This is a genomic window from Streptomyces sp. NPDC104096 (assembly GCF_055584385.1).
Genome location: NZ_JBVJMD010000019.1, coordinates 88,571 through 115,312, shown reverse-complemented (window position 1 = coordinate 115,312; position 26,742 = coordinate 88,571). Strand labels below are relative to the sequence as shown.

Here is a 26,742-nt window from a genome sequence, read left to right as displayed (position 1 = left end):
TCTGGAATGATTGATACATAATCTGGGTACGGCTTTCCGCGGGCTCGGCCGCGGTGGCGGACGGTGATTCCCCGTTCCGGCCCTGGCGGGACGCTTCCGTGGCCCTCAGTCCAGTACGCGCATCGCGGCCGACAGGGCGTCCTGCGCGAACTCCGGCCCCATGCGTGCCCGGCCGACGACCCGGATTCCCTGGATGAACGTGGTGAGGAACCGGGCCAGCTCCCTCGGGTCCTTCTCGGGGGAGATCTCGCCCCGCGACTGCGCCCGCTCCAGGGCGCCCGCGAGGAACGATTCGACCTGTCGGATCGCGGTGGTGACGCGGTCCGCCGCGGACGGCAGGTCGCCGCACTGCGTGGAGGCGTTGACCACGAGGCAGCCGCGCGTGGGGTCGGCCAGGTCCGCCTCGATCAGCGCGGCCAGCACCTGGCGGACCGCGGGCAGGATCTCGGGGGCTTCGCCGAGGGCCTTCTCCAGGCCGTCGCCCTGGAGGGAGGTGTAGCGCTCCAGGGAGCGGAGGTAGAGCCGCTCCTTCGAGCCGAAGGCCGCGTAGAAGCTCCCGCTGCCTATCGACAGCTCCTTCAGCAGGTCCTGCAGCGACGTCTCGGCGTAGCCGCGGCGCCAGAACAGGTCCATGGCGCGGTCCACCGCCTGGTCGATGTCGAACTCCCTGGTGCGTGCCATGCGGCCAGCCTAGCGCGCTTTCTGGAATAGTCAATCAAGTATGGCGGTCCTCGCTGCGTGTCGGTCGCACGGCGGCTCTTTCCCGATCACACTCGTTCCGTGAGCGCCTCGCGGTAGGCGTGTGCCTGCGACGGAAGGACTGTCCATGACCACCGACACACGCCCCGGCCCGCTGCGGGTGCTGGTATTCGGCGCGTCACTGCGGACCGACTCGGTCAACGCCCGTCTCGCGGCCCTGGTGGCCCGGCTCGTCTCCGACGCCGGAGCCGGCGCCGACCTCGCCCTGATGCGCGACTTCGACATGCCCTCGTACGACGGTGACGCGGAGGCGGCCGAGGGGCTGCCGCCCGGCGCCCTGGCCCTGCACGACCGTCTGGAGCGCAGTGACGCCTTCGTCATCGCCTCCCCGGAGTACAACGCCTCCGTGCCGGGCGTGCTGAAGAACGCGATCGACTGGGTCTCCCGCATCCGGCCGCAGCCGTTCAAGACCAAGCACGCCCTGCTCGTGTCCGCCTCACCGTCCCTGGTGGGCGGCAACCGCGGGCTGTGGGCGCTGCGGGTGCCGCTGGAGCATCTGGGCACCCGGGTCTACCCGGACATGTTCAGCCTGGCCGACAGCTACCAGGCCTTCGCCGAGGACGGTCGACTGACCGACGCGGGACTGCGCGAACGGCTCGCCGAGACCGTGTCGGGATTCCTCGGCCTCGTGGAGGCGGACGTACGTTACGTGTGCCTGGAGCGCCGCTGGTACGAGTTCCTGGGCGACCGCACGGAAGCGGACGTCACGCAACGGGCGGAGAAGTGACGTTCGCCGGTCGGGCCGGGTGGCGGTGCCGGTCGGGCCGGGGTGGCGGCGTCGGCCGCGAGACGGTCCGAGGTCCGCGAGTCACCGCACCCGTGCGGCCCCCGCGCCGGCCGGCTCAGTCGACCAGCGTCTCGAATCCCGAGCTGTCGCAGTAGGACACCGCACGGCTCTCGGCTCCGGCGTCGCCGCCGACGGCGTACACGGTGTCGTCGAGGATGTGACCGTTGCCGTGCTCGAGACCTTCCCGGGCGAGCTTCTTCGCGGCGGCGACCAACAGCGTCCTGGCTGCTCCGAGAGCGTCGGGCTCGGACGTCCGGACGGACTGTCCGTCACTGTCGCCGGCGTCTGCCGCGTCTGCCGCGTCGGCCGTGATGGCGTGCCTGGCGTCCTGCCAGGCGCCCAGCTCGGTGCAGTAGTTCTCCTGCCACTCCTTGGCCTGCGCGGGCTCGCCCGACGAACAACCGCCCATCAGGACGGCGGCGACCACGGCGGCCGCCGCTCGCGAGACTGCTCGTGCACGCCGGTCGCTGTACTGCATGGACATGCCCTCCCCGGGATCGCCGACCCAGAGTATGGACCACGGTGGTGTCGGCACGCCCTGTCGGGCCTCCGGGTGTGCGGCCCCACGCTTGTCAGGTCGATCCTGACAGGCGTACGGTGGCTGTCAGGATCGACCTGACAAGCAGGTCGCGGTCGGAGGAGGGGCTCCATGCCCGCGGAGGCGATGGAGGACGACGGCCGGGCGTGCTCGTTCTGCGGCAAGCCCGAGGCGGAGGTGGCCAAGCTGGTCGCCGGACCCGGGGTGCACATCTGCGACGAGTGCGTGGACCTGGCCGCCTCGATCGTGGCCGAGTACTACCCGGCCCCGGCCGAACTGCGGATGCCGATGTGGGGCGGGCTGACCGACGCCGAGATGCTGGCCCGGCTGCCCAGGGTCGCGGCCGTCGCCGACCAGGTCGAGGCCGATCTGCGCATGTGGGTCATGGAGCTGCGGCGACGCGGAGTGACCTGGGCCAGGATCGGCGAGGCGCTCGGCATCACCCGCCAGTCGGCCTGGGGGCGGTTCTCCGGGGAGGAGTGACGGCGGACCGTCCTCGGACCTTGATCACACGACCGGCCCGTCCGGGGATGGTCGAGCCGGTCGTACGCGGCGGAGCCGGATGTCCGACCGGGTGCCGGCGTCCACGTGTCGAAGCCGGGGCCCATCAGCACTCAGATCGACGCCTCGTCGGCGGGCGAGGGTGAGGGCGAGGGTGCGGCGTACGGGCGGAGGACCATGAGCGAGTCCTCCACGGCCGCCACCATGGCGAAGGGGAAGCGGTCGACCTCGAGGCAGAGCGCGACGTCATCAGGGTGGACGCCTTGACGCACCCCCTGCGTCAGCTCGGCGGCGGCGCGTGACGCGGCGGCGCGCCGCAGGAACGCGGCGGCGTCCGTCCCGGCTTCGCCGGCTCTCCCGGCGATGTACTGAGCGCATGCCAGGTCCTCCTCGGCCCGGCCGTCCTCGCCCGTGACCACGAACGTGACCCGGTCGCACTTACGTGTCCGCAGGAGCTGAGCCGTCGCCTCCGCCACCACGAAGCCGGCGCACAGCACCAGTGACGCCTCCTTGACCGCCAGGGCGCCGACCGTCCCCGCCGTGGTCTTCTGCACGACGGTCCGTCCGGCTAGGTCGACGGAGCGCAGCAGACCTGGTGAGTTGACCGCGTCGAACCCGGGGGCGGGCGGGCCGTCCTTGATCGCAACCCAGTGCGGGTGACGGGCCTTGAGTGCCAGGGCCTGGGCCGGTGACTCGGCGAGAACGATCCTTTCCGCTCCCTGGGCGAAGGCCCAGGCCGCCACGGTGAAGGCGCGCATGACGTCGACCACGACCGCCGCGGCCGGGACTTCGGTGAGCTCGGCGATGCCGAGGAAGCGGGCGTCCATGACGATCATGATTGCGTACGTCCGACTCGCAGTCGCACGGACGTAACGGTTCCGTAACCTTGACGTTATTGGTCCAGTCCAATACCGTCCGCACAGAACTCCCCATGTCACAACACCCCCCAACCGTCATCCAGTTGACGGACCATCACTCCCTCTGGGAGGGCCCCACTGTGGTTTCCCGACGTTCCTTCCTCGCCGCGGCCGGCGCCGTCACCGGTGCGGTTGCGCTCAGCCCGCTCTCACCGGTCTCGCCGTTGACCACTGCCGCAGCGGCGGCGGGGGTCTCGCTCCCCGTGAAACTGGCGAACAACTCCGGCCACGACACCGTCTACGCCTACATATCCGGCACCGACAGCAGCGGCTGGCCGGTCTTCGTCTCGGCGAACGGCGCCCTGAACCGACTGCCCAACCCGTCGTCCGCGGTGACCCCCATCGCCGACTACTCCATCGCGCTGGGCGCCTCCGGTTCGGCCGCCACCACCGTCAACCTGACCAATTACGTCATCAGCGGCCGCATCTATTTCTCGGTCGGCAAGAAGCTCCAGTTCTTCGTCAACCCGGGCACCGTGCCCGGTGTGGTGCAGCCCGCCCTGACCAGTGCCGACCCCAACTGGTCGACCAACTGGACGTTCTGCGAGTTCACCTTCAACAGCGCCAACCTCTACGCCAACATCTCCTACGTCGACATGGTCGCGCTGCCCATCTCGATGGCCAGCACCGGCAGCGGAGGCAACCAGTCGGTCAGCCCGCTGCCCGCCGGCGCCCTCGCCTCCATAGCGTCCGGCCTCCAGACGCAGCACGCCTCCGACGGAGCTCCCTGGGACAGGCTGGTGGTCACCGACTCCTCCGGCGCGGTGCTGCGCGTCATGGCGCCCGTGCACTCGCCGGTGGACTTCGGCGGCTACTGGAACGACTACCTCAACCGGGTCTGGAGCCACTACGCCACCACCCCGCTGACCATCAACGGCCAGGGCGGCATCGGCTCCTACACCGGAACCGTCTCCGGCAACGCGATCGTCTTCTCCGGTCTCAACACCAATGGCGTGCCGTTCACCAAGCCCAGCGCCGTCGACATCTTCGGCTGCGCGTCCGGTCCGCTCTACAACTCCGGCGGGGACGCCCGCGGGGCGATCGCCGCCCGGCTCGCCGCCGCGATCAACCGCAGCTCGCTGCTGGTCCCGGGCGGGAACAACAACCCCGACGGCGTGACACCCTCGCAGTACTACACGGACCCGATCACCAACCACTACGCACGGCTGGTCCACAAGTACGCCAGCATCGGCTACGCCTTCCCCTACGACGACGTCGGCCCCACCGGCGCGGCCCCCGTCGACGGGCACATCCAGGACGGGGCGCCCACCTCGTGGAGCATCACGCTGGGCGCGGGCAGCGGTTCCGGAGGAGGCTCGGGCGGCGGCTCGGGCGCCGTCAGCGCCTACAGCACCATCCAGGCCGAGTCCTTCTCGGCGCAGAACGGGACCACCACCGAGAGCTGCTCCGACACCGGCGGCGGCAGCGACGTGGGCTACATCGCGAACGGCGACTGGCTGAAGTTCTCCTCCGTCGACTTCGGTTCGGCCTCCCCGACCCAGTTCAAGGCCCGGCTGGCGTCGGGCGCGGCGGCCGGGGTCAGCGGAGCCGTCCAGGTGCGGCTCGACAGCACCACCGGCACGAAGATCGCCGAGATCAACTTCGCCAACAGCGGCGGCTGGCAGACCTGGCAGACCGTTCCGGCGAACATCGTCGCCTCCGCCACCGGAGTCCACGACGTCTACCTGGTCTTCTCGTCGGGCAGCGGTGCGGACTTCACCAACATCAACTGGTTCACCTTCACCAGCTGACCTCGGGTGCCGGCGGTGGCGCAGCCACCCCGTCGGGGCGGTTGCGCCACCGCCGGCCCGCAGGTCTTCACCGGCGCGTACACACCCCCGCAGAACCGATGGCGACTCGTTCCGGCAGACTCGGGCCGGGATCCAGAGGATGCCGCGCGACAGACCGGTGACTGCTCATACACTCACCGTCACGCGACCGACCGACCGTGACGGGGGACCGGATGGTGCCGAACAGCATCGTCGAACAGGGGGACGCTGCCGCAGCGAGGCCGACGCTGGACAGACTGCTGTCGGTCATGGGCGCCGGTGCGCTGGAGCCGTACACGGCCCGGCACGGCCTGGGGGCCGCGGTCGACGGAGTCATGATGCTCGACCCGTTGGAGCCGGGGCAGCCGCGCGGACAGGTGCTGCTGGCCGTGGGCGTCGATCCGCGGTCGGCCGCCGCGGTCGACGTCGTACGGGATGCCGCCGGATCCGGAGCGGCCGCGGTGGTCTTCGGACAGGGCAGGTCGGGGCGGCCCTCGGCCGCGCTGTGGGCGGCCGCGGAGGAGGCCGGCCTGGCGGTGCTGCTGCGTACGGCGTGGTGCGGCTGGACCGAACTGGTCGGCGCGCTGCGGGCCGGACTCGTCCTGTGCGGAGTGCCCGCCGACCCGACGGTGGCGCCGGGTGACCTGAACGGGCTGGCCGACGCGGTCGCGGTCCTCGTCGGCGGCGCGGTGACGATCGAGGACGTGGAGTCCCGGGTGCTGGCGTACTCGTCCACGAAGGAGGACGTCGACGAGATGCGGCGGCTGACGATCCTCGGCCGTCGGGTGCCGCAGTGGCGCGTGGCCGCCATGTCGGAAGCCGGGTTCTTCCGGGCGTTGTGGGGTTCGGGGGACGTCATCCACCGGCCGGCCCACGGGGACAACCCCGAACGGCTGGTCGTGGCGGTGCGGGCCGGCGGCGAGATCCTGGGCTCGATCTGGGTGGCGGCCGCGGGCGGAGACCTCCCTTCGCACGCCTCCGACACGCTGCGATCGGCGGCGCGGGCGGCCGCCGGGCATCTGCTCCACCACCGGTCGCACCGTACCCACGCCCGACTGGTCGAGGACGCGGCCCGCGCGCTGCTCGACGGACGCGGATCGGCCGACGCGCTGAGCGAACTCACCGGGATCGCGGCGCACGGGCACTGCGCCGTCCTGGCGGTGCGTCCCGGAGACACCGCGAGCAAGGGGGAGGAAGCCGGAAGACTGTGCGCCCTGCTGACGGTGTGCTGCGGCGCGAACGACCTCACACCGGTGGTGATACCGGTCGACCAGGGGGCCCTGGTCCTGGTGGGCGCGCTGCACCAGGACCCGCGGCGGGCCGCCGAACAGGTCGCGCGGCTGGGGAAGTCCCTCGTCCGGCAGGTGGCCGATGCGTTCGGTCCGCAGGCGCGCATCGGTCTGGGCACGGTCGTCGACTCCCTGGCGGACCTGCCCGCGTCCCGCCGGTCGGCGGACCTGGCGCTACGGGCCCTGCTCTCGCCGGGGGAGCACCGTACCGTCGCCCGCGCCGACGAGGTCGCCGAGACGATCGCCCTGGACCAGATGCTGGACAGACTGACGGGATCGGCCCTGGCACCGGAGACACCGGTGGCACGCCTGGTCGCGTACGACGCCGGCCAGGGCGGGGACACCATGGTGCGGACCCTGCGGGCCTACCTCGACCACTTCGGTCATGTACCGGAGACCGCCCGGGCGCTCGGGGTGCACGCGAACAGCCTGCGCCACCGGATCGGCAGGATCACCGAGGTGTCCGGGCTCGACCTGCGCAGCCCGGACGCCCGCCTGCTCGCCCAACTGCAACTGCGCCTACTCGACCGCGGCGGCCGGGAAACCTGAGCGCCCGGTGGTCCGCCACGAAGAACGGACGGTTCCTTCGTGCGCGCGCACAACGGAGGCGGCCCCGGGCTCGGGATTTCGCTCCACGGTGAGAACCACCCGGCGGAACGCCGGAACCTGGGACGAAGACGCCGGCACCGCCGCGACGGGACGCTGGTGGTCCGCCCCACGGCAGCCGGGGGCGGTCAGACCTCGACCCAGGGAGGGTGCGGCGTGAGTGGTCACGACAGGGCCGACCGGCGTGAGCGGATTCTGCGGGCAGCGGTACAGGAGGGACTCCTGGAACCCGAGACGGCCGTGCTGGCGGGGTTCGTCGATCTCGACGGCGTCAACGAGACCGTCGCGTCCCTGCACAGGGCGTTCCCCGACTCCGTGCGGGTCCTGCACGCGTTCGCGGCCAAGGCGAACTGCCTGGTGCCCGTGCTCGAGGAACTGCGCCGCAGCGGCATGGGCTGCGAGGTCGCCAGCGCCGGGGAGCTCGCCCAGGCGCTGGACGCGGGCTTCGACCCCGCTCACATCGTGTTCGACTCCCCGGCCAAGACCCGGCAGGAACTCGCCTGGGCACTGGACCTGGGAGTCGCGGTGAACGCGGACAGCTTCCAGGAACTCTCCCGACTGGACGAGATCCTGGCGACCCGCTCCACCGACTCGCGGCTCGGCGTGCGCATCAACCCCCAGATCGGAGCCGGCTCGATCACCGCCATGAGCACGGCCACCGCGACCTCGAAGTTCGGCATCCCGCTGGCGGACGAGGGCAACCGGCGACGACTGCTCCAGGCGTACCGGGACCGCCCCTGGCTGACCTGGCTGCACACGCACGTCGGCTCGCAGGGCTGCCCCCCGGACCTGATCGCCCGGGGCGTCGCGACGGCGGTCGAGTTCGCCGAGGAGATCAACACCCACCTCGGCCGTCGACAGGTCACCGGCATCGACGTCGGGGGCGGACTGTCCGTCAACTTCGACAGCGACGAGACGACGCCCGGCTTCGACACCTATGTGGACCACCTGCGCGCGCAGGCACCGGCGCTGTTCTCGGGCCGGTACGAGATCGTCACCGAGTTCGGCCGTTCCGTGCTGGCCAAGAACGGGTTCATGGCCGCGTACGTCGAATACACCAAGACCGTCGGCGGGCGTCCCATCGCCATCACCCACGCGGGCGCGCAGGTCGCCACGCGGACGGCGTTCGCCCCCGACGCGTGGCCCCTGCGCGTCGAGGCCCACGATCCCCGCGGCCGGGCCAAGCACGGCCGGCCCGTGCGCCAGGACGTCGCGGGCCCGTGCTGCTTCGCCGGCGATCTGCTGGCACGTGACCGTGCGCTGCCCCTCCTCGGCGTCGGCGACCTCGTCGTCGTCCCGGACACCGGCGCGTACTACTTCTCCACGCCCTTCCACTACAACAGCCTGCCCGAGCCCGCCGTGCACGGTGCCCGCGTCGACGCCGACGGCCGGGTCACCTTCCGGCTGCTCCGTCCCGCACAAGCAGGCCACCCGATCCCGGCCCGGGCCGGCCGGTGACCCCCACCCGCGGAAAGCAGGTGCAATCGCCATGAAAGTACGGTTCGCCCGGTCAGGGTTCCCCAAGGAAAAAGCGACACCCTCGGGCCGGCGGGAGGCCGCCGGACGATGGCTGTCCACCGCGGGAGCGTACGGCGGCCGCGTGACGTGTGACGTCGTGCGGTGGGTCTTACGACGCCGACGCGTCGCGGCCGGCCAGTTCCTCCGGGGCGCGTGCTACGGGGCGGGCACGGCCGTGGTGGGTCTGCTGGCGGTGTGGGTGCAGACGCGCTGACAGCCGTGGCCGTCCCGGCCCCGGCGACGGGCCGGAACCCGTCGTCGGGAAAGACGCTGGATCGACGGGCGCATCCCGTCCTACGGTGGCGCCATGAGCGATCACCCGGAAGCGCCTGTCGAGCCCGTCGAGGCCTATGAACCTCCCTACTACGCGGCTGTCTTCACCACCGTGCGAACCCAGGACCAGAGCGGCTACAGCGAGACCAACGCACGCATGGAGGAGCTGCTGAAGGACATTCCCGGGTACCTGGGGATGGACCACGCGCAGACCCCTGGCGGGCTGGGCATCACGGTCGGGTACTTCCGCGACGCCGACGCCCTCACGGAGTGGCGGCGCAATGCCGAGCACCGCGCGGCGCAGCAGCGCGGGCGGGACCAGTGGTACCGGAGCTACACGCTGCATGTGGCGAAGGTGGAGCGCAGTCACGGGTTCAGGCGCGCCGAGGTGCCGCAGAGCGCGACAGCGGGCTGATCGGTCCCGGCACCTCCGAGGTCGGGCATCCCGTCATGACCGTGGTGCCACCGGGTGTCGCCCGGTGGCACCAAGACAATGGTGATGAGCGTCAGTCGCGCTGCGGAAAGTCCTTGCGCTTGATCTTCGCGCGGCGCCCGTCGGGGTGGTGGAACACGATTCCCTCGGCCAGATGTCCCGGGGCGTATCGGCTCTCGAGTTTGTCGAGGAAGTCCCTCAAGCCCGTGTAATTGCGCGGCACGTCCCGGTAGACCGGGACGTCGAGGTTGAACGGCACGCACAGGTGGTCGTCCAGCGCCAGCGGGTTGCCCTGGATGCGCGGACCCAGCGCCTCGCAGGGGTGTTCGTCGTCCGGCCAGCCGGAGACGTCGGTGTTGCGGGCGGCGGCCAGGATCCACTTGTCGTCGGCCGCGTGCTCGTCCGTGTCGACGTACCAGCCGTCCACGACGCCCTGCTGCTTCTGCGCCCTGCTGGGGTTGCGGCGCTTCTCCACCCGTACCAGCAGGCCGGAACGGACGGTGAGCCGGACGTTCGTGCCGTCCAGCTTCTCGGTCGGAGTCCCCTCGCCCTCGAAGACCCAGGCGCATTCGGCGCGGGGCCGGTCGACGACCCGGAAGCGGTCGTCCCGTTCGAACAGGGTGGGGATCTTCTCCATGACCTGCATACCCTTTCGGACCTGTCGGATGAGTTCTTCCGCGTCGATCACCCCCGCGGCCAGTCCGCCCGCCAGGGAGCGCACCAGATCGGCCACCGACACCTCCGCCTCGACGGCGACGCGCTTGAGGGCCTTCTTCTCCTCGGGCGAGATCCATGCCACCAGTCGGGACCAGCCTTCCGGCGGAGTCCAACGGGCCAGTGCCTGCGGGTTCTTGCGGGGGCGACCTCGCCCTCTTGTTTCGGGCATGGCAAGAAGCTAGAAGGAGACCTGATGTTGTGTCAATTGGCATAACAGAAAATGCGGTTCGCCAACCATGCAACTCTCTTGCTATTGCAAGTAATATGCAACAAGCTGAGCGGGCCCTTACTTCCGCCGAGGACATGGAGCCCGGTCATGCCCCGCCTGATGCCGGACACGAGGCCGCAGCGCGTTCTCGCGGCCTCGAACTTCGTCTACACCGTCGGCAGCGGTCTCTATCTCACCGCCGGGGTCCTGTACTTCACCGAGGCGGTGCACCTTCCGGCGGGCCGGGTGGGGCTCGGGCTCGGTGTCGCCGGTCTTGCCGCGCTGGTCCTGGGCGTCGCGGTCGGTCATCTGGCCGACCGGCACGGAGCGCGCGGCATCTACGCGGCCACCCTGGGTGTCCAGGCGCTGGCCACGGCCGGTTTCGTCCTGGTGGACGGCTTCTGGCCGTTCGTCCTCGCCGTCTGCGCGGCGGCCGCGGCGAAGGCGGCCGGCACGGCCGCCCGCTCCCCGCTGATCAGACACTACGGAGGCGAGCGGCCGCAGGAGTTCAGGGCCTACCTGCGGGCGGTGACCAACGTCGGCATCTCCCTCGGCGCAGTGCTCGCGGGCTGGGTCGTACAGGTGGGCACGCTCACCGCCTACCAGCTCATGGCCATCGGAAACGCGACGGCCTTCGTGGTCTCCGCGGTGATCCTGGTCCTCCTGCCTCCGGTCGCGCCCGTCCCCACGGCCGACGGCCCTCGCCGGACCGCCCTGCGGGACCGCCCCTACCTGCTGCTGACCGTCCTAGACGGCATCATGGCGATCCAGTTCAAGGTGCTCACCGTGGCCATCCCGCTCTGGATCGTCGGCGCCACCACCGCCCCGCACTGGCTCATCTCGGCCACCATGCTCACCGGCACGGTCCTCGTCGTCGCCTTCCAGGTCCGCGCCGGCCGCAACGTCACCTCCCCCGCCGCGGGCGCGCAGGCCTACCGCCGGGCAGGTGTGGCCTTCCTCGTCGCCTGCGTGCTGATCTCGCTGAGCGCGGGCATCCCGGCGTGGGCGGCCGCGGCTCTGCTCCTTGTCGCGGTGGTGATCCACACGGTGGGTGAACTGTGGCACTCCGCCGCGGGCTTCGAGGTCTCCTTCGCTCTCGCCCCGGCCCACGCCACCGGTCAGTACCTGGGCGTGTTCGGCCTCGGCGCAGGCCTTGCCGAGGCTTTCGGCCCGGGTCTGCTCATCGCCCTGTGCATCACCTGGGGCCGCCCCGGATGGTACGTCGTAGGGGCCATGTTCGCGCTGACGGGCCTGGCGGCACCGGCGGTGGTCCGCCGGATCGAGCCGTGCCCTTCGGGCGTGCCTCGTCGACGCGGCGGTCCAGGCCGCTATCCGGCGTGGCCGAGCTCTCCCGGGCGGGCGGTCAGGCGCTCCTTGGCCGCGGGCCACTCGTCGGCGAGGATCGAGAAGTAGACCGTGTCCCGCCAGGTGCCGTCCGGGCGCCGGCGGTGGCGACGCAGTACACCCTCGCGGCGCGCCCCGATACGCGCGATCGCGGCCTGCGAGCGGTGGTTGAGGTGATCGGTCTTCAACTGCACGCGACCCATGCCCAGGTCTTCGAAAGCGTGGGTGAGCAGAAGCAGCTTCGACTCGGTATTGACGGCCGTACGCCAGTACGCGCGCCCGTACCACGTCCAACCGATCTCCAGCCGTTCGTCGGCCACGTCGATGTCCATGTACGTGGTCCAGCCGATGGCCCGGCCGCCGGCGCGGTGGACGACCGCGAAGGGAACGTACGCGCCCTGTTCGGCGGCCTCGAGCAGCGTGGCGAGCTTGCCGCCCAGTTCCGCCTGGGTCCGGGGCGCCGGGCCGCCCTGCCACCGCCACACCTCCTCGTCACCGCCGCCCGCCTCGAAGAGGTCGCCGAGATGGTCCATCGTGAGGGGTTCCAGGCGTACTTGGCGGCCGGTGAGGGTGCGGGGCAGCGGAGTCCGGGCAGGCATGGACCGGACGGTATCGGGGTGTCACGCCAGGAACAACTCGGCTCAGGTCCAGGGCGATTGCGCCCGCACCGGGGCAATGCCGAATGCGATGCCTGCGGTGAACGAAGGACCGAGCGCCGAACTGGCCGGTAGCCGCGCGCGAGCGTCCCATGACCACCGATGACCGAACGGGCTTCCGACAGGGTTCGAGCCCCGTTCCCAGACTTCACCGTTAAGCTCCGGTACCCATCAACGGGCAAGGCACGCACCGACGTTCGGCGTGCATCACCGATCGCCAAGCCGAAATCGGAAATCAGAGATCCGAAATCCGGGAGGACATTCATGGCAGAGCAGGATCCGAAAGGCCGAGCGGGACAGGCGGCGACATCTCATGCGCCGCAGTGGGCCGAGAACGGTCCGCCGATCTGGCAGCCGGCGGTCGAGACCGACCGTGTCCGCTCGGCCGCCGCGGGCCTCGGTGCCTTGAGGCTGGCCCGGAGGGAGCCCGGCAGGACGGGCGAGTCCCTGCGCGGTCTCGGGCTCGCCGTCGGTTCGGCGGCCGGCCTGGTGGTGATGGGCCTGGTCCTGTCCCGGTTCGAGGACTCGGGCTGGACGGGGATCTTCCGTGGGCTGGCCATCGCGCTGCTCGCGGGCGTGCTGGTCGGCCTGATCCGGGCGGTGCGCGGGCTGGTGCGGGCCCGGATGGCGATCTACGTCTACGACCACGGCCTGGTCGGCACGGCCCGGAGCCGCGTCAGGGCGATCCGTTGGGAGCAGGTGACCCAGATCGTCGTCTTCTCCAGCGAGGGCGTGCACATAGCCGCGGGGGACTGGCCGATGATCATTCCGGCCGATGTGGTCGGCGGAGGAGCGGACCGGGCCGAGTTCCTGGACGCCGTCGTCTCACCGCTGGAGCAGCGGGGCGTCGAGGTCCGACGCTTCTGACCGTCCCGTGGGCGCCGACGTCCCCACGGCGCCCACGGGACGCGTCACCGGACGGCTCGACACGAAAGGTGCCGTCGGCGCCGGACCGGCGCCCGGGAACGGCTGACCGAGGAGCCCTTCCGGTGCCCCTTTTCATCCCCGGCGAAGCGGTTACGATCTTCCGGCATCGACGGGGAGGAAGATCGCCATGAGTATGGGGCTCGCAGGGCTGCCGGGCAGAGAGTGGATGGTCAAGGACGCGAAGGGCCGTAAGCACAGCTACGACTCCGAAGAAGAAGCGTTCGAGGAACTGCACGAGTACGGGGAGGGCGCCACTGTGTGGACCCGCGACGTGTACCGGGTCATGTTCGTCACCAAGTCGGTCGAGGGCTGGAAGCAGGTCCCTCACCCGCGCGGCGACTGAACTCGACCGAGTGGGCGATGCGGCGCCAGGTCTTCCGGGCGATGTAGAGAACCCGTCGACGGCTCCGTTCACAGGGTGACGGCGCCGGACCGGGGCCGCATCGACGATCGAGGAGTACACGTGCCGAAGTTCCTGTTGATGGTCGACCACGACGGTGGAGTGTTCGAGCAGCCGATGGACGAGTGGGATCCCGGCGACATCGCGGCGCACTTCGACTACTACGCGGCACTGACCGAGGAGTTGGTCGCCAGTGGGGAGATGGTGCAGTTCACCGGGCTGGCCGATCCGCGGCTGGCCCGCATCGTGCGCTCGGACGGCGCCGCGGCTCCGGTGGTGACGGACGGCCCGTTCCCGGAGTCCAAGGAGGTCCTGGCCGGGTTCAACGTGGTCGACGTGGAGTCCGAGGCGCGTGCCGTGGAGATAGCCGCGAGGATCTCGGCGGTGCCCGGCCCGGGCGGGGTACCGACGCAGCAGCCGGTCGAGGTGCGTCAGGTGATGAACGACACCGCGTTCGACCTGTGACCGAACGGCCTTGCGTCGAGGACCTGTTGCGCTCGCTGGCGCCGCAGGTCCTCGGTCTGCTCGTGCGACGGCTGGGCGACTTCGACGCGTGCGAGGACGCGGTCCAGGAGGCCCTGATCGCCGCGGCCCGGCACTGGCCCGAGCACGGGGTGCCGGAAAGTCCACGCGGCTGGCTGCTGCGGACCGCCACGCACCGCTACACCGACCAGCTGCGCAGCGAGGCGGCACGACGGCGGCGCGAGGAGCGTGTGGCCAGGGAACCGGTACCGGCCGGGGTCCCGGAAGCCGACGACTGCCTGGCGCTGCTGTTCATGTGCTGTCATCCCGCGCTCACCCCCGCCTCGGCGATCGCCCTGACGCTCCGGGCCGTCGGCGGCCTGACGACCGCCCAGATCGCAGCCGCCTACCTGGTGCCCGAGGCGACGATGGCGCAGCGCATCAGCCGGGCCAAGCAGCGCCTGAAGGCGTCGTCGGCGCGGTTCGACGTGCCCGAGCCGGATGCGCCGGACTGGCTGGGGCGGCTGCGGTCCGTGCTGCGGGTGCTGTATCTGCTGTTCAACGAGGGCTACACCGCCTCCGCGGGTACGACGCTGCACCGGGCGGATCTCGCCGGTGAGGCCATCCGGCTGGCCCGGCGGGTGCACCGGCTCCTGCCGGCCGAGGGCGAGGCGGCCGGGCTGCTGGCACTGATGCTGCTGACCGAGGCCCGCCGTCCGGCGCGTACCGGTCCGCACGGCGAACTGGTGCCCCTGGCCGAGCAGGACCGCACCCTGTGGGACCGGCGCCTGATCCAGGAGGGCACCGCGCTGCTGATCGGCACGTTCGCCCACGGGCAACGGCCCGGCGAATACCGGTTGCAGGCCGCCGTCGCGGCCGTCCACGACCGCGCCGCCCACGCCCGGGACACCGACTGGCCGCAGATCCTCGGTCTGTACGAGGTACTGGAGCAGGTGACGGGCAGTCCGCTGGTCACGCTCAACCGTGCGGTCGCCCTCGCGATGGCGGACACACCGGCCACCGCCCTGGCGCTGCTGGACCGGCTCGACGACGGCGGCCGCGGTCCGCTGGCCGGTCATCACCGCGTGCACGCGGTGCGGGCCCATCTGCTGGAGATGGCCGGAGAGTCGGAGACGGCCGCGCACCACTACCGCCTCGCCGCGGCCCTGACCGCCAGCACGCCCGAGCAGCGCTACCTCACGGGCAAGGCCGCCGCGCTGCACCGGCGCGTACGGCCGGCGGCCGGCTGAGTCGACGGGGCGCCGCGCCATCGGTGCGGCGGGCACGGGCCGTTGCGGAGCGGAGGGCCGTTACCCACTTTCGGGTGACGGCCTGCTCGGTCCCGGCCTGGTGCGGAGCGGCGATCGGGTGGTGTTCCCCAACGCTCGCACGGGCTGGTGGCCTGTCGGGGCGTCGAACACGGATGCAGTCGACATACATGGGTGATACATCCAAGAGTTACGGAAATATGGGCAACTTGTAACAGCGGCTGGTTTACAGACCAAAGGCGCAGCATTGCGGACAGAGTGTGTGTGCGGCCGCAAAAGGGGGCCGTTACCTCGTACACCGCGTCGGTGCCGCGGCGGCTCGCAAGGCCGCATCCGCATCGACGCCCGCACCATCAGGGGGACTTCATGTCCGCTTCTGTCTTTGCCACCGCCCGCACTCTCTCCGCTCGCCGTCTGGCCGCCGCCGCGCTGGCGGCCGGCGCCGTGGTGGGCGTGGCGGCGCTGCCGGCGTCCGCGGCCGGAGTGGCCCGGCCGCACCAGCCGCAGGTGAAGATCACGGCCGTCCAGGCCGACTCCCCCGGACGTGACGAGCGTTCCGACCGCTCGCTGAACAAGGAATGGGTCGAGCTGAGCAACACCACGCGCCAGGCCGTCAACCTCGACGGCTGGACCCTGCGCGACAACGTCGGCCGCACCTACACCTTCCACCACTACCGTCTGGGCGGCCGCGACACGGTCCGTATCCACACCGGTCAGGGCCGTGACACCCGCACCGACCTGTACCAGGACCGCCGCTACCACGTCTGGGACAACGACCGCGGCACCATCACCCTGCGCGACAACCGCGGCCGCTTCATCGACGACGAGTCCTGGGGCCGCAACCGCGGTCACGGCGACGACCGCGGTCACGGTGACAACCGGGGTCACGGTGACAACCGGGGTCACGGTGACGACCACCGTCCGGGCGGCAACCGTCACTGATCCCGCACATCATGCCCGGGCGGCTGAACCCGCCACCCGGACACGGTGACGACACGGCGGCGTGCCGGCCCCGCAAGGGTCCGGCACGCCGTCTTCGGTTTCACGGACCCGACGAGCCGCGTCACTTGGTCGGGACTCTCGACGAGGGGCCGGACGCGGCTTCGCGGAGGGGAGCCGCGGTGTCCCGCTCGTCGGCGATGCCGACCGTGCCGTCGGGGAAGCGCTGGACCGAGCGCACGCCGGGCAGCAGGTTCAGCAGCAGACACGGTGTGCCGATGAGGGCCGCGGCCGCCAGCAGCGTCGTACGCATTCCGAGGAACTGGGCGACCGGAGCGGCGGCGGCGTAGCCGGCGGGCATGGCGATCAACGAGATCATCCAGTCCAGCGAGCTGACCCGGGCCAGTATCTCCTCGGGGAAGAGCTGCTGCTGCGTGGTCGCCAGAACCTCGCCGACGAGCGAGGTCATGGCGAAGGCCACGGCCACGCCGAGGGCGACGACGAGGAGCGGCGCCGGGGGCGCGAGCAGCGCCAACGGGAGGATGCCGAGGACCGCGGCCGCGTTCGAGGTGACCAGAGGGCGGCGCGGCCGGTACCGCAGCGCGGCCAGTCCGCCGACGATGGAACCCACCGAACCGGTGAGCATGATGACGCTCCAGGCGGTGGCTCCGCCGTGGCCGTGCTCCATCACGACCGGGCCGAGGACGAAGAAGAACGCTATCGCGAAGTTCCACACGCCCCAGCAGAGCAGATTGGCCAGGTACCAGCGGCGCCGGGCCACCGCCAGCCAGCCGTCGCGCAGGTCCGCGAAGAAGTGCTGCCGTTCCGACCGCCGGGCCTGCCTGTGCAGGTGCATCCGGGAGACCAGTACGAAGCTCAGCAGGAAGCTGACGGCGTTGACGAGGATCGCGGTGCCTGGACCGGAGATCGCCAGCAGCAGCGCGGCGAGGGCCGGGCCGAGCACCTTGGTGGTGCTGTCGGTCAGGCCGAGCAGGGCGTTCGCCGGTTGGAGCTGCTCGGCGCCGACGATCTCGGGCAGGACGGCCCTCGACGCCGGGGTGAAGAAGGCGAAGGCCATGCCGGCGATCGTGTACGTGACGGCGAACTGCCACACCGTCACCTGGTGCAGGAAGATCATCACGGCCAGCAGGCCGTAGCAGAGCGCCTGGACGGCGTCGGTCGCCAGCAGCACCAGCTTGCGCGACAGCCGGTCCGCCCAGACACCGCCCACCGGCAGCATCGCCACCTGACCGACCGCATGGCAGGTCAGCACCGTGCCGACATCCAGGGCGCTGCCACCCGAGCGCAGAACGGCGAAGACCACGGTCACAGGTATCAGGGCATTGCCCATCGCGGAGACGCTGCGCGCGGTCCACAGGACTCGGTAGGGGCGCTCCCGCAGCGGGCGCAACGACTTGGGCATGGGCATGGGCATGGGCAGCCTTGCTTTCCGAGTGACGGGGTGTACGGAACGACCACGGGCTCGCGGTCCTCGAACCGGCTCCGGCCCGCAAGGACGCCCTTCGGCCCGCAAGGACGCCCTTCGGCCCCGCACTTCGGTCACGGCCTTCGGGAACCGCTCGGGCGAGAGGCGTCAGGCGGTGGTGCGGAACCGCCGCCGGTAGGCCGCGGGCGTGGTGCCGGTCTGCTTGCGCAGCGCGCGGTGGAGCGTCTCCACCGAGCCGAGTCCACACGCGGCGGCGACCCGGTCCAGAGGCTGGTCGGTGCCTTCCAACAGCCGACGGGCCGCTTCCACCCGTACGGCCTCGACGTAGGCGCCCGGGGTGGTCCCGGTCTCCTGGCGGAAGACCCGCGCGAAGTGGCGCTCGCTCAGACACATCCGGGCCGCGAGGGCGGCGGCGGACAGGTCGCCGTCCAGGTGGTCGACGATGAACATCCGCAGATCGTCGATCGCGCGACGGGTCGCGGGCGGCCGGCTCAGCGGGACCGAGAACTGGCTCTGCCCGCCCTGGCGTTTGAGGTACATGACCAGTTGCCGCGCCACCGCCAGAGCGACCTCCTCGCCCAGGTCCTCGGCGACCAGCGCCAGGGCCAGGTCCATGCAGGAGCTGATCCCGGCGCCGGTCCACACGTTGCCGCAGCGCACGAAGATCGGGTCGGGGTCGACGGCGACCTCGGGATGGTCCGCCGCCAACTGCGCCGCGGCCGACCAGTGGGTCGTCGCCGTCCTGCCGTCGAGCAGCCCGGCGGCGGCCAGCAGGTGCGCGCCCACACACACCGACACGACCCGTCGGGCCAGCGGTGCGACCCGGGCGACCCACGCCACGACGTCGCCGTCCACGCGGGCGACCTGGCCGTCGGGGCCCGCATCGACCGCCCCGGGGACCAGCAGCGTGTCCAGTACGCCGTCCACCTCGTCGAAGGCCAGGTCCGCGACCAGCCGCAGCCCCGCCGACGTGAGCACCTCACCGCGCTCCTGCCCCGCGAGCTCGACCCGGTAGCCCGCGGCGCCCCCGGTCTCCCGATCGGCCACGGCGAAGACCTCGGCCGGGCCGGTGACGTCGAGGAGGTCGACGCCGGGGAAGACCGCGACGACGACGCGGCGGGTGGTGGACATGGCTCCATCCTGACCCGCGTGACTCGGCGGCGGCAATGACGCTCTGCTGCCAGAAACGGACATGACGGTCCGGCGGGGCAGGGCGCGCCGGGTCGGCTGCCTCGCCCGCCTCCGCTGCTTCGCCGGGCGGCGACGGCGATTCACCCGGTGCCTGCCGCCTCCTGGGCGGCCATGACCTCGTCGCCGTACTCGAAGGCCCAGGCGCCGACGGCGTCGATGGGCCTGGCAAGATGCGGCCCGGCCATCGGGAAGCGGACGGCGGTACGCGCGCCTTCCGTCAGGGGCGAGGTTCGCCGTGGAAGACCTGGCCGGTGTGCCAGGCGAGGTGTTCGGCCGCGACAGGGAGCGCGCCCGGTTGCGGCCCGATGAGCGGGCGGCCGGAAAGCGCGATGACGTGCTGGTGTGCCGCGTGGCCATGGCCGACGAACCGCTGGGAGACGAGGACGCGGTGACTGCCGTCGACCCCGAGGACGCCTTTGTCGAAGAGCTTGTGGTGCAGCGAGCACAGGCACAGCCCGTTGTCGACGTCGTCCGGTCCGCCGAACGCCCACCAGTGCACGTGCGCGGCCTCCAGACCGACCGGCACCGTGCCGATCCGGCCGTCGTAGCCGCAGAACGCGCAACGGTATTCGTACGCGGTGAGCACCGCCTCCCGCATACGCCGGTTCCGCTGCCTCCGTACCGCCGAGAGCCGCTCGGCCTGTGCGGGTTCCAGGTCCAGCCCGACCGCTTCGCACAACTCGCCGTGAAGGGACGGCGGAAAGTGCAGATCGAGCAGCAATCGGGCCATCCGCGCCAGCAGTCGAGGTTCGCACCGCAGTGCGGTCCTGAGTTCCGGAGCCAGCCGGCCCGTGGCCCCTGTCGCGCGGAGATCTCCCACTCCGCTCCCAGGGCTGCCGTGCCCGTGGTCGGTGCGCACCTCCCACACGCCGTCGCTGACGAGATGGTGGAACGGGTAGGCCGGGGTCGTCCTGTTGGGCGGGCCGTACTCGGTCAGCAGCCGCTGCAGATCCCGCTCGATCGAGCTGTACCGCAACCGGCTGTCGGCATCCTCCTGGAACCTCCCGAGGGCATAAAGCAGCAGCAGCGGCTTGTGCGGAGCGCGCGTCCCGCTCCTGGTCCACTGCCTGAGCTTCGCGGTGCGCTCCAGCCAGTCCATGACAGATGATCGTAGATCTGCCGGTGAGCTCTGTTCAGCGGGACCGGTAGATCCCCTCGAGGTCGTCCTGGGCCCATGCCGCGTATTCCTCGAAGCCCGTGTTGCCGATGCTCAGGTCGGCGTGGACGTCCTGGACCCCGGCGGGGGTCGTGTCGAGTGTCTTCCCCGGGTTCCCTCAGCGCCGCCACCACGTCCTGCCATGCCCGCTCGTCGTGGTAGTCGGTCCTGAGGACCAGGGCGTCGAACTCACCACGGCCGGTGACGGCGGGCAGTTCTCCCACGGGGTCCTTCTCCTCGACGACGATCGGTGGGTCGTGTCCGACCGTCTCGTGGCGCGGCCAGGGTGTGTCCGGTGAAGGGTGACAGGTGGACTTTCCAACGGCGCTGTGTCGCGGCCGCGTTGTTGGTTAGGGTGGCGAGCGGAGACCGTTTGCGGTGCCCTTGGCCAGAGTGAGCGACAGTGGGGGAAGGTCGCGCCAGTGAGGATCCGGAACGCCAGTCGCCGATCACGGCACAGCACCGCGGGCCCGCCGGACCTGGTGGGCGGGTGAGCGGCCGGTCGGAGCCCGTGGTGCCGCCGAAGTTGCGCGGGTGGCTCGGGCTGGCCGCGGCCCTCGCCGCGCTGGTGGTCGTCGTGCTCGGGGTCCGGTACGCCGGTGAGAGCGAGCCCGGCACGCTGGACGCGCGGATCGGGTCGGCGCTGTACGAGGTCGGGCCGCGGTGGCGGCAGGTCGCTCTCGCCCTGGACTTTCTGGGGGAGCCCGGGGGATCGGTGATGCTGGTCGGTGCCCTCGTGACGGGCTGCCTGCTGCTTCGACGTCCTCGCGCGGCGGTGCTCGTCGTCGGCGGGGCCGGGGCGGCCGTGGTGACGGCGACGCTGCTCAAGTCCGTGGTGGGACGCACCATCCACGGCGAGCACCTGTCCTACCCGAGCGGCCACACCGCCTTCGCCACCGCGCTCGCGCTCGTCGTGGCGCTGACCGCGACCGGCCGGCCCGGCCTCGGCAGGACGGCGGGCATGTCGCTCGTGCTCGCCGCCGCGCTGGTCGCCGGTGCGGCCATGGGCTGGGCGCAGGTCACCCTGGGCGCGCACTACCCGACCGACGCCCTCGGCGGCTGGTGCACCGCGCTGGCGGTGGTCCCGGCGACCGCGTGGCTCGTCGACCTGACAGCCGACCGGATGCCCGGCCGGACGTCCGGTCGCGGCGTGGACCGACCGGCGGACCGCCCGTCCGATCGGTCAACCGATCGGTCAACTGATCGGACAGCCGATCCGACGGCTGACCGGACAGCCGACGCCGTTCACCGGGAGCACCGCTGACGTCACGTCACGCCAAGCGGCGGAACACGGGCTTCACCGGTCGGCCGGCCAGCCAGGGGGTCGGGTCGGCGGCGTCCAGCGCCTTGCGGTAGACCGCGCAGGCCTGGGCCACCACCTCGACCGTGCGGTCGATGTCGGCGTCGTCCAGCGCGCTGCTCACCACGAACGACGGGGCCAGCACCCCGCCCGCGAGGAGCCGGCGCAGGAACAGGGTGCGGTACTCCTGCGACGGCAGGCCGTTCTCGTCGAGGGTGGCGAAGACCAGGTTGCTGGCCCGCCCCCGCACGACGATGTGGTCGCCGACGCCCGCGTCGGCCGCGGCCGCGCGCACCCCGGCGGCCAGCCGCTCGCCGAGGGCGTGCAGCCGCGCGGTGATGCCCTCTTCGGTATAGGTGGCCAGCACGGCCATCGCGGCCGCCAGGGAATGCGTCTCCGCACCGTGCGTGGTGGACAGCAGGAACACCCGGTCGCCGGGGTGACGCAGCCCGCCCCGCTCCATCAGCTCGCGGCGCCCGGCCAGCGCGGAGACCGCGAATCCGTTGCCCAGCGCCTTGCCGAACGTGGAGAGGTCGGGGACGACTCCGTACAGGCCCTGGGCGCCCGCCTCGGACCAGCGCAGACCGGTGATCATCTCGTCGAAGACCAGGACACAGCCGTGTCGGTCGGCCAGCTCGCGCAGGCCGGCGAGATAGCCGGGCGGCGGCTCGCACTGGGCGGCCGGTTCGAGGATCAGACAGGCGACCTCGTCCTGGTGGCGGGTGAGCAGTTCCTCCGTGGCGGCGAGGTCCCCGTAAGGGAACGTCACGGTCAGCTCGTTGGTCGCCGACGGAACGCCGGCGGACATCGGTGTGGTGCCGATGAACCAGTCGTCGACGGAGAAGAACGGATGGTCGGCGCAGATCGCCACCCGTGGACGCCCGGTGGCGGCGCGGGCGAGGCGCACCGCCGCGGTCGTGGCGTCGGAGCCGTTCTTGGCGAACTTCACCATCTCGGCGGTCGGCACCGTGGCCAGGAAACGTTCCGCGGCCTCTACCTCCACGATGGACGGCCGTACGAAGTTGCTGCCGCGGTCGAGTTCGCGCCGTACCGCCTCGTTCACGCGCGGGTGGGCGTGGCCGAGGCTGACCGACCGCAGGCCGGAGCCGTACTCGATGTAGCGGTTGCCGTCGACGTCCCACACGTGGGCACCGCTGCCGTGGCTGATGACCGGGGCCAGGTGCTCGGGGTACTGGTCGTCGCCCTTGGCGTAGGTGTGCGCGCCCCCGGGGATCAGGGCGTGCAGCCGCTCGTTGGCTGTCCGCGACAGGGGCAGTTGGAGCTCTTCGGTGTCCACGGGTACCTCAACTTTCTGTGTGCTTCAGGACTTCGGCGAGGCTCGGCGCCTCCCGGTCCCGTTGGGACATCGAGGTGACCGGCAGCGGCCAGGCGATGGCGAGCTCCGGGTCGTCGAAGGCGATCGTCACGTCCTCGGACGGATCGTGCGGGCGGTCGATCCGGTACGAGGTGTCGGCGGTGTCGGTCAGCGCCTGGAAGCCGTGCGCGCACCCCGCCGGGATGTACAGGGTCACCTGCGTCTCGCCGGACAACTCGAAGGTGGCCACGTTGCGGTACGTCGGCGAGTCCGTCCGCAGGTCCACGACGACGTCGAAGATCCTCCCGTACGAGCACCGCACCAGCTTGGCCTCGCCCGCGCCGGAACGCAGGTGCAGCCCGCGCAGCACGCCCCGGACCGAACGGGACACGCTGTCCTGGATGAAGGCGTCGGGGTCGAGGCCCACCGAGCGGACCACGTCGGCGTCGAAGGTGCGGCAGAAGAAGCCGCGTTCGTCGGCGTACGGTGTCGGCTCGAAGAGGAACGCACCGGTGATCGCCGGGACTTCGGTCGCTCTCATGAGGTCTCCCGCAGGGCGTGGGCGTTGTCGGCCGCCGGGAACAGGGCCGTTGTCAGAGCGGTGAACTGGCGGTCGAGGTGCCGGACGGCGTCCTCGTTGCGCTCGGCGAGGATCCGCCGCGTGTCCGCCGAGTTCTTCTCCAGCTCCCGGAACTGTTCGAGCAGCCGGTCGGCGTCGACCTCGCGGGCCGGGTGGCAGTAAGCGCCCAGCCCCATACCGGCCATGAGCGCGTCGCTCTTCGCCGCGTAGCTGAGCGCGAGCGTCGGTGTGCCGGCCTTCAGCGCGCAGATCAGGTTGTGGTAGCGGGTCGCCACCACACTGTCGGCGGCCGCCATCTCCTTCATCACGTCGGCCAGCGAGGCCGGCTCGGCGACGGTGACCAGCGGTGAGTCCACCGCGTCGAGGATCGCGGACACCACCGTCGCGTCGACGTCGTCACCGGTGATCAGCCGGACCTGCCTGCCCTCCTCGACCAGGGTCCGGACGAACCGGGTCGTGCCGTCGAGGTAGCGCCGGTGGATCTCCTCGGCCCGGGCACGGTCGTCGTCGCTGCCGTGGAAGGCCATGACACCGACGCAGACCGGGCCCGGCGGGTCCGAGGGCGCGCCCGCGGGCGGCGCGGGCAGGGAGAACGCGAGGTCCGGGTGGACCTCGTCGCGCGCGGTGTCCACGCCCATCGCCCGCATCGCGTCGCGGGACGGGGCGTCCCGGTACGACCGGTACGCGGCCAGCCGCGCCGACCAGCGCACCAGGGTCCGGGTCGCCCGGTTGCCGATCGGAGCGGCGCCGACGCCGACCAGCGCCACCTTGGCGCCGGACAGCCGGCCGGACGCGCAGAGCAGGAACAGCGCGTACGGGAAGCCCCACGGCCGCAGCGGCAGCGTGGCCTCCAGGACACCCATGCCCGGGACGATCACCACGTCGTGCCCGCGCACCCAGGCGGCGGTGCGGAAGACGTCGACGAGCTTGCCGAGGCCCTTCCCCGCGACCGCGCCGACCCGTGACGCGGTCCGGTACTCCCCGCGGTACCAGTGCAGCCGCGTCGCGGGTATCCCGTACCGGGCCGTGACGGCCTCGGGCCCGCCGCACAGCGCGTCCACGGCCGCCTCCGGGTGCCTGTCCCGGAGGTACCCGAGGACGGCCTCGAGGGACCCGTCGTTGCCGAGGTTGCCGGAGCCGAGCAGGCCGAACACCCCGACCCGCACCGGCCTTTCGTCCGCGGGTGTCATGACTGCCTGCCCTCCCGGCCGGCGACCAGGGCGTCGACGGAGACGGCGAGCCGTTCCTGGGCGACCGGGGCGCGGTCCTCGACCCGCTCGCCGGCGCCCGGCCGGACCCGGCTGGTCATCCACGCGGCGAGGTGGCGGAAGCACGCGCGCCGGTCGGCCGGGGACAGCGGCGCCCGCCGGATCGCCGAGGCGAAGCCCCAGACGTACTCGGCGAGCAGCCGGGGCGTCGGGTGCAGCGCGCCCGCCCGGCGCGGGTCCAGGTTGACGCACCGGGAGCGCTTGCTGGGGTTGGCCCGCTCGGCGCGGGTGGGGTGGTCGCGGCGGAAGTACAGCACCTCCGGCACCTGGTGGAAGGGCCCGTGCAGAGTGATCTCGGCGACGTAGGTGCGGTCCGCGTGGTGGTAGCTGTCCATCGGTTTCACGCGGCGCAGCACGTCGGTCCGCATCACCCCGTAGAAGTCGTCGCCGCCGGGTTCGAACAGCAGACTGCGGAAGCGCTCCGGGGCGTGCGGCGAGTCGGTGGCGAGACCGTACTCGTAGGGGACCTTCACGCGGGCGTCGCCGTCGATGACCGCCTGACCGGTGTGCGCGAGGATCATCTCCGGGCGCTCGTCCAGCGCCTCCACGCAGACCCGCAGCAGGTCGCGGCCGTACAGGTCGTCGTGCGAGGCCCACTTGAACAGCTCGCCCCGGGACTCGGCGAGCACCAGGTTGTGGTTGGGCGTCGCGCCGATGTTGCGGGGCAGCCGCAGGTAGCGGATGCGGGAGTCCTTCGCCGCGTACCGGCGGCAGATGTCCTCGGTCCCGTCGGTCGAGGCGTTGTCGGAGACGACCAGCTCGAAGTCCTCGTAGGTCTGGCCGAGCAGGGCGTCGAACGACTCGGCCAGGTACTCCTCGCCGTTGTACACGGGCAGCCCGATGCTCAGCCGGGGATGGGCGGTCATGTCGTCCTCACTTCGCGGATCGGGTCTTGACGTTGCTCGCGCAGGGCGGAGCGCAACTGCAGCCACCACACGGCGGAGCTGGTGAGGGTCGCGGCGGCGACGCCCCAGGACGAGCCGACCGTGCCGGCCAGGACCGCCCCGCCGAGGCCGCCGCCGGCGTAGCAGACGGACGCGAACATCTGGCAGCGCAGGCTGCGCCGGGCCGCGCCGAGCGCGCGCAGTCCGGCCGCCGCGCCGGTGCCGAGGCTGGCGCCCGCGACACCGAGCGTGGCCGGCACGATGAGCTGGGCGGCGGAGTGCCAGACGTCGCCGAGGACGAGCTCGCCGAGCCGGTCCGGCATCAGCAGCAGAGCCGCGCCCCAGAGCACGCACGCGCCGGCCTGCCCGGCGCCGAGGAGGAGGCAGAACTTCCCCAGCCGGTGCGGGGCCCGCTTCAGCACCCGGGCCGCCTCGGCGACGGTGACCAGCGACAGTCCCATCAGCACGGCGAGGAACGGGCCGAGCAGCAGTTCGGCGCCCCGGACCGCACCCACCGAGCCGACCCCGACGATCACGCCGAGGCCGTACGCCCGCAGCTGGTACGCGCCGCTGAGGCCGACGTTCTCGACCAGGTACCGGTAGCCGAGGTCGCGCTGCTCGCGCATCCACCCGGGCGCCCCGGTCGTCCGGGGCCGGATGCCGGACTGGAGCCAGCCGTACGCCGCGGCCACCGCGGCGGAGCCGCCCCAGGCGAACACGAAGGCGGCCACGCTGCCCACATGGGCCGCCACCACCATGGCCGGGACGAGCGCGACGCCCCACACGACGTCGTTGACGAACGCCTTCCGCCCGGCGCCGGCGGCGAAGAAGGAGTACCGCCAGGCGTCCTGGAGCAGCAGCGCGGGCAGCACGACGCCGAGGACGGCGAACGCCGGTCCGACGCTGCCGCCGATGCCGAGACCGGCCACCAGGCACACCGCGCCGAGGGCGGTGCCGACGCCGAGGGCGGTACCCGTCGAGCGGGCCACCGCCCCCCGCCAGGACGCCTCCGGCACACCGCTGAAGCGCACCACGAGCGGGTCGGTGGCCAGCCCGCGTGACACGTTGAGCACGACGCCGTAGGTCACCCAGGCCAGGCTGAACACACCGAAGGCGGTGGGTCCCAGCGAGCGGGCCACATAGATCCCCACCACGAAGTTGGACGCGCTGGAGGCCGCCTGGTCGGCCAGCCCCCAGGACAGCCGGCCGAACATGGCCCGCTTGGCGGTCCCCCCGGCGCGTTCGGCCGGTGCCTCCGGCGCCGTCGTCATCTCCCCCTCGGTGGTCATC

At 71.7% G+C, this 26,742-nt stretch carries 27 protein-coding genes and 1 pseudogene; 13 read left to right on the top strand and 15 right to left on the bottom strand.

Going from position 1 to position 26,742, the window contains the following annotated elements; translation table 11 throughout:
• Nucleotides 1–105: 105 nt before the first annotated feature.
• Complete coding sequence (locus tag ACZ60B_RS21000; protein WP_469389038.1) at nt 106–681, bottom strand: TetR/AcrR family transcriptional regulator; 576 nt, start codon at nt 679–681, stop codon at nt 106–108.
• A 145-nt stretch (nt 682–826) separates the two neighbouring features.
• Between ACZ60B_RS21000 and ACZ60B_RS20995 the strand changes: the two genes are divergently transcribed.
• On the top strand, nt 827–1,486 hold the full coding sequence (locus ACZ60B_RS20995) for an NADPH-dependent FMN reductase (RefSeq protein WP_469389036.1): 660 nt from the start codon (nt 827–829) through the stop codon (nt 1,484–1,486).
• 115 nt (nt 1,487–1,601) lie between these two features.
• Here ACZ60B_RS20995 and ACZ60B_RS20990 read toward each other — a convergent pair whose 3' ends face one another.
• Complete coding sequence (locus tag ACZ60B_RS20990; protein ID WP_469389034.1) at nt 1,602–2,024, bottom strand: hypothetical protein; 423 nt, start codon at nt 2,022–2,024, stop codon at nt 1,602–1,604.
• 171 nt (nt 2,025–2,195) lie between these two features.
• On the opposite strand from ACZ60B_RS20990, the gene ACZ60B_RS20985 reads away from it, so the two are divergent.
• Nucleotides 2,196–2,567: a ClpX C4-type zinc finger protein gene (locus tag ACZ60B_RS20985; RefSeq protein ID WP_469389032.1), complete on the top strand. Its 372-nt coding sequence runs from the start codon at nt 2,196–2,198 to the stop codon at nt 2,565–2,567.
• Between the two features lie 131 nt (nt 2,568–2,698).
• Here the strand turns inward: ACZ60B_RS20985 and ACZ60B_RS20980 are convergent, their stop codons facing one another.
• On the bottom strand, nt 2,699–3,412 hold the full coding sequence (locus ACZ60B_RS20980; RefSeq protein WP_469389030.1) for a 2-phosphosulfolactate phosphatase: 714 nt from the start codon (nt 3,410–3,412) through the stop codon (nt 2,699–2,701).
• A gap of 170 nt (nt 3,413–3,582) precedes the next feature.
• Here ACZ60B_RS20980 and ACZ60B_RS20975 point away from each other — a divergent pair, with 170 nt between their 5' ends.
• The 4 genes from ACZ60B_RS20975 to ACZ60B_RS20960 all read left to right on the top strand — a co-directional run bounded on the left by ACZ60B_RS20975 (nt 3,583) and on the right by ACZ60B_RS20960 (nt 9,372).
• Nucleotides 3,583–5,253 (top strand): beta-1,3-glucanase family protein, encoded by a 1,671-nt coding sequence (locus ACZ60B_RS20975; protein ID WP_469389028.1) that lies wholly within the window; start codon nt 3,583–3,585, stop codon nt 5,251–5,253.
• 212 nt (nt 5,254–5,465) lie between these two features.
• Nucleotides 5,466–7,109, top strand: a complete 1,644-nt coding sequence (locus ACZ60B_RS20970; RefSeq protein WP_469389026.1) for a PucR family transcriptional regulator — start codon at nt 5,466–5,468, stop codon at nt 7,107–7,109.
• A 213-nt stretch (nt 7,110–7,322) separates the two neighbouring features.
• Nucleotides 7,323–8,624: a type III PLP-dependent enzyme domain-containing protein gene (locus ACZ60B_RS20965; protein WP_469389024.1), complete on the top strand. Its 1,302-nt coding sequence runs from the start codon at nt 7,323–7,325 to the stop codon at nt 8,622–8,624.
• Between the two features lie 367 nt (nt 8,625–8,991).
• Nucleotides 8,992–9,372: an antibiotic biosynthesis monooxygenase family protein gene (locus ACZ60B_RS20960; RefSeq protein ID WP_469389022.1), complete on the top strand. Its 381-nt coding sequence runs from the start codon at nt 8,992–8,994 to the stop codon at nt 9,370–9,372.
• A 91-nt stretch (nt 9,373–9,463) separates the two neighbouring features.
• On the opposite strand, the gene ACZ60B_RS20955 is transcribed toward ACZ60B_RS20960, so the two are convergent.
• Nucleotides 9,464–10,276, bottom strand: a complete 813-nt coding sequence (locus tag ACZ60B_RS20955; RefSeq protein ID WP_469389020.1) for a hypothetical protein — start codon at nt 10,274–10,276, stop codon at nt 9,464–9,466.
• A 147-nt stretch (nt 10,277–10,423) separates the two neighbouring features.
• Here ACZ60B_RS20955 and ACZ60B_RS20950 point away from each other — a divergent pair, with 147 nt between their 5' ends.
• Nucleotides 10,424–11,728 carry an MFS transporter gene (locus tag ACZ60B_RS20950; protein WP_469389018.1) on the top strand — a complete coding sequence of 435 codons (1,305 nt, stop codon included), beginning with the start codon at nt 10,424–10,426 and terminating at the stop codon, nt 11,726–11,728.
• Here the strand turns inward: ACZ60B_RS20950 and ACZ60B_RS20945 are convergent.
• Complete coding sequence (locus ACZ60B_RS20945; protein ID WP_469389017.1) at nt 11,644–12,258, bottom strand: GNAT family N-acetyltransferase; 615 nt, start codon at nt 12,256–12,258, stop codon at nt 11,644–11,646. The two genes, ACZ60B_RS20950 and ACZ60B_RS20945, sit on opposite strands and share 85 nt — an antisense overlap.
• Before the next feature lie 321 nt (nt 12,259–12,579).
• On the opposite strand from ACZ60B_RS20945, the gene ACZ60B_RS20940 reads away from it, so the two are divergent.
• From ACZ60B_RS20940 to ACZ60B_RS20920, 5 genes are all read left to right on the top strand, one after another.
• Nucleotides 12,580–13,182: a hypothetical protein gene (locus ACZ60B_RS20940; protein WP_469389015.1), complete on the top strand. Its 603-nt coding sequence runs from the start codon at nt 12,580–12,582 to the stop codon at nt 13,180–13,182.
• 187 nt (nt 13,183–13,369) lie between these two features.
• On the top strand, nt 13,370–13,585 hold the full coding sequence (locus ACZ60B_RS20935; protein WP_469389013.1) for a hypothetical protein: 216 nt from the start codon (nt 13,370–13,372) through the stop codon (nt 13,583–13,585).
• A gap of 120 nt (nt 13,586–13,705) precedes the next feature.
• Nucleotides 13,706–14,107: a YciI family protein gene (locus ACZ60B_RS20930; RefSeq protein ID WP_469389011.1), complete on the top strand. Its 402-nt coding sequence runs from the start codon at nt 13,706–13,708 to the stop codon at nt 14,105–14,107.
• Nucleotides 14,104–15,354 (top strand): RNA polymerase sigma factor, encoded by a 1,251-nt coding sequence (locus tag ACZ60B_RS20925; protein ID WP_469389009.1) that lies wholly within the window; start codon nt 14,104–14,106, stop codon nt 15,352–15,354. The genes ACZ60B_RS20930 and ACZ60B_RS20925 overlap by 4 nt, the downstream gene beginning before the upstream one ends.
• Before the next feature lie 384 nt (nt 15,355–15,738).
• Complete coding sequence (locus ACZ60B_RS20920; RefSeq protein WP_469389007.1) at nt 15,739–16,314, top strand: lamin tail domain-containing protein; 576 nt, start codon at nt 15,739–15,741, stop codon at nt 16,312–16,314.
• A 121-nt stretch (nt 16,315–16,435) separates the two neighbouring features.
• Here the strand turns inward: ACZ60B_RS20920 and ACZ60B_RS20915 are convergent, their stop codons facing one another.
• The 5 genes and pseudogenes from ACZ60B_RS20915 to ACZ60B_RS20895 form a co-directional block, all read right to left on the bottom strand.
• The gene (locus ACZ60B_RS20915; protein ID WP_469389005.1) at nt 16,436–17,746 is read right to left on the bottom strand and encodes an MFS transporter; all 1,311 of its coding nucleotides are present in this window, start codon (nt 17,744–17,746) and stop codon (nt 16,436–16,438) included.
• Between the two features lie 159 nt (nt 17,747–17,905).
• Nucleotides 17,906–18,889 (bottom strand): GlxA family transcriptional regulator, encoded by a 984-nt coding sequence (locus ACZ60B_RS20910; protein WP_469389003.1) that lies wholly within the window; start codon nt 18,887–18,889, stop codon nt 17,906–17,908.
• Between the two features lie 277 nt (nt 18,890–19,166).
• Nucleotides 19,167–20,048: a phosphorothioated DNA-binding restriction endonuclease gene (locus ACZ60B_RS20905; protein ID WP_469389001.1), complete on the bottom strand. Its 882-nt coding sequence runs from the start codon at nt 20,046–20,048 to the stop codon at nt 19,167–19,169.
• A 34-nt stretch (nt 20,049–20,082) separates the two neighbouring features.
• Nucleotides 20,083–20,163, bottom strand: a complete 81-nt coding sequence (locus tag ACZ60B_RS20900) for a hypothetical protein (RefSeq protein ID WP_469389085.1) — start codon at nt 20,161–20,163, stop codon at nt 20,083–20,085.
• Between the two features lie 60 nt (nt 20,164–20,223).
• Nucleotides 20,224–20,329 (bottom strand): annotated as a pseudogene (locus tag ACZ60B_RS20895) (DUF6924 domain-containing protein); the annotation flags it as partial.
• A gap of 266 nt (nt 20,330–20,595) precedes the next feature.
• On the opposite strand from ACZ60B_RS20895, the gene ACZ60B_RS20890 reads away from it, so the two are divergent.
• The gene (locus ACZ60B_RS20890; RefSeq protein ID WP_469388999.1) at nt 20,596–21,369 is read left to right on the top strand and encodes a phosphatase PAP2 family protein; all 774 of its coding nucleotides are present in this window, start codon (nt 20,596–20,598) and stop codon (nt 21,367–21,369) included.
• Nucleotides 21,370–21,376: 7 nt separating this feature from the next.
• Here the strand turns inward: ACZ60B_RS20890 and ACZ60B_RS20885 are convergent, their stop codons facing one another.
• Genes ACZ60B_RS20885 through ACZ60B_RS20865 form a run of 5 tightly spaced genes read right to left on the bottom strand, consistent with a single transcriptional unit; the run spans nt 21,377 to nt 26,741 of the window.
• Nucleotides 21,377–22,702: a glutamate-1-semialdehyde 2,1-aminomutase gene (locus ACZ60B_RS20885; RefSeq protein ID WP_469388997.1), complete on the bottom strand. Its 1,326-nt coding sequence runs from the start codon at nt 22,700–22,702 to the stop codon at nt 21,377–21,379.
• A gap of 7 nt (nt 22,703–22,709) precedes the next feature.
• Nucleotides 22,710–23,261 (bottom strand): dTDP-4-dehydrorhamnose 3,5-epimerase, encoded by a 552-nt coding sequence (gene rfbC / locus ACZ60B_RS20880; RefSeq protein WP_469388995.1) that lies wholly within the window; start codon nt 23,259–23,261, stop codon nt 22,710–22,712.
• Nucleotides 23,258–24,490: a polysaccharide pyruvyl transferase family protein gene (locus ACZ60B_RS20875; RefSeq protein ID WP_469388993.1), complete on the bottom strand. Its 1,233-nt coding sequence runs from the start codon at nt 24,488–24,490 to the stop codon at nt 23,258–23,260. Before ACZ60B_RS20875 ends, rfbC begins: the two co-directional genes overlap by 4 nt.
• Nucleotides 24,487–25,434 (bottom strand): glycosyltransferase family 2 protein, encoded by a 948-nt coding sequence (locus ACZ60B_RS20870; protein WP_469388991.1) that lies wholly within the window; start codon nt 25,432–25,434, stop codon nt 24,487–24,489. The genes ACZ60B_RS20875 and ACZ60B_RS20870 overlap by 4 nt, the downstream gene beginning before the upstream one ends.
• A complete protein-coding gene (locus ACZ60B_RS20865) occupies nt 25,431–26,741 on the bottom strand; it encodes a hypothetical protein (RefSeq protein WP_469388989.1) in 1,311 nt (436 codons plus the stop codon). Before ACZ60B_RS20865 ends, ACZ60B_RS20870 begins: the two co-directional genes overlap by 4 nt.
• Nucleotide 26,742: the final 1 nt, after the last annotated feature.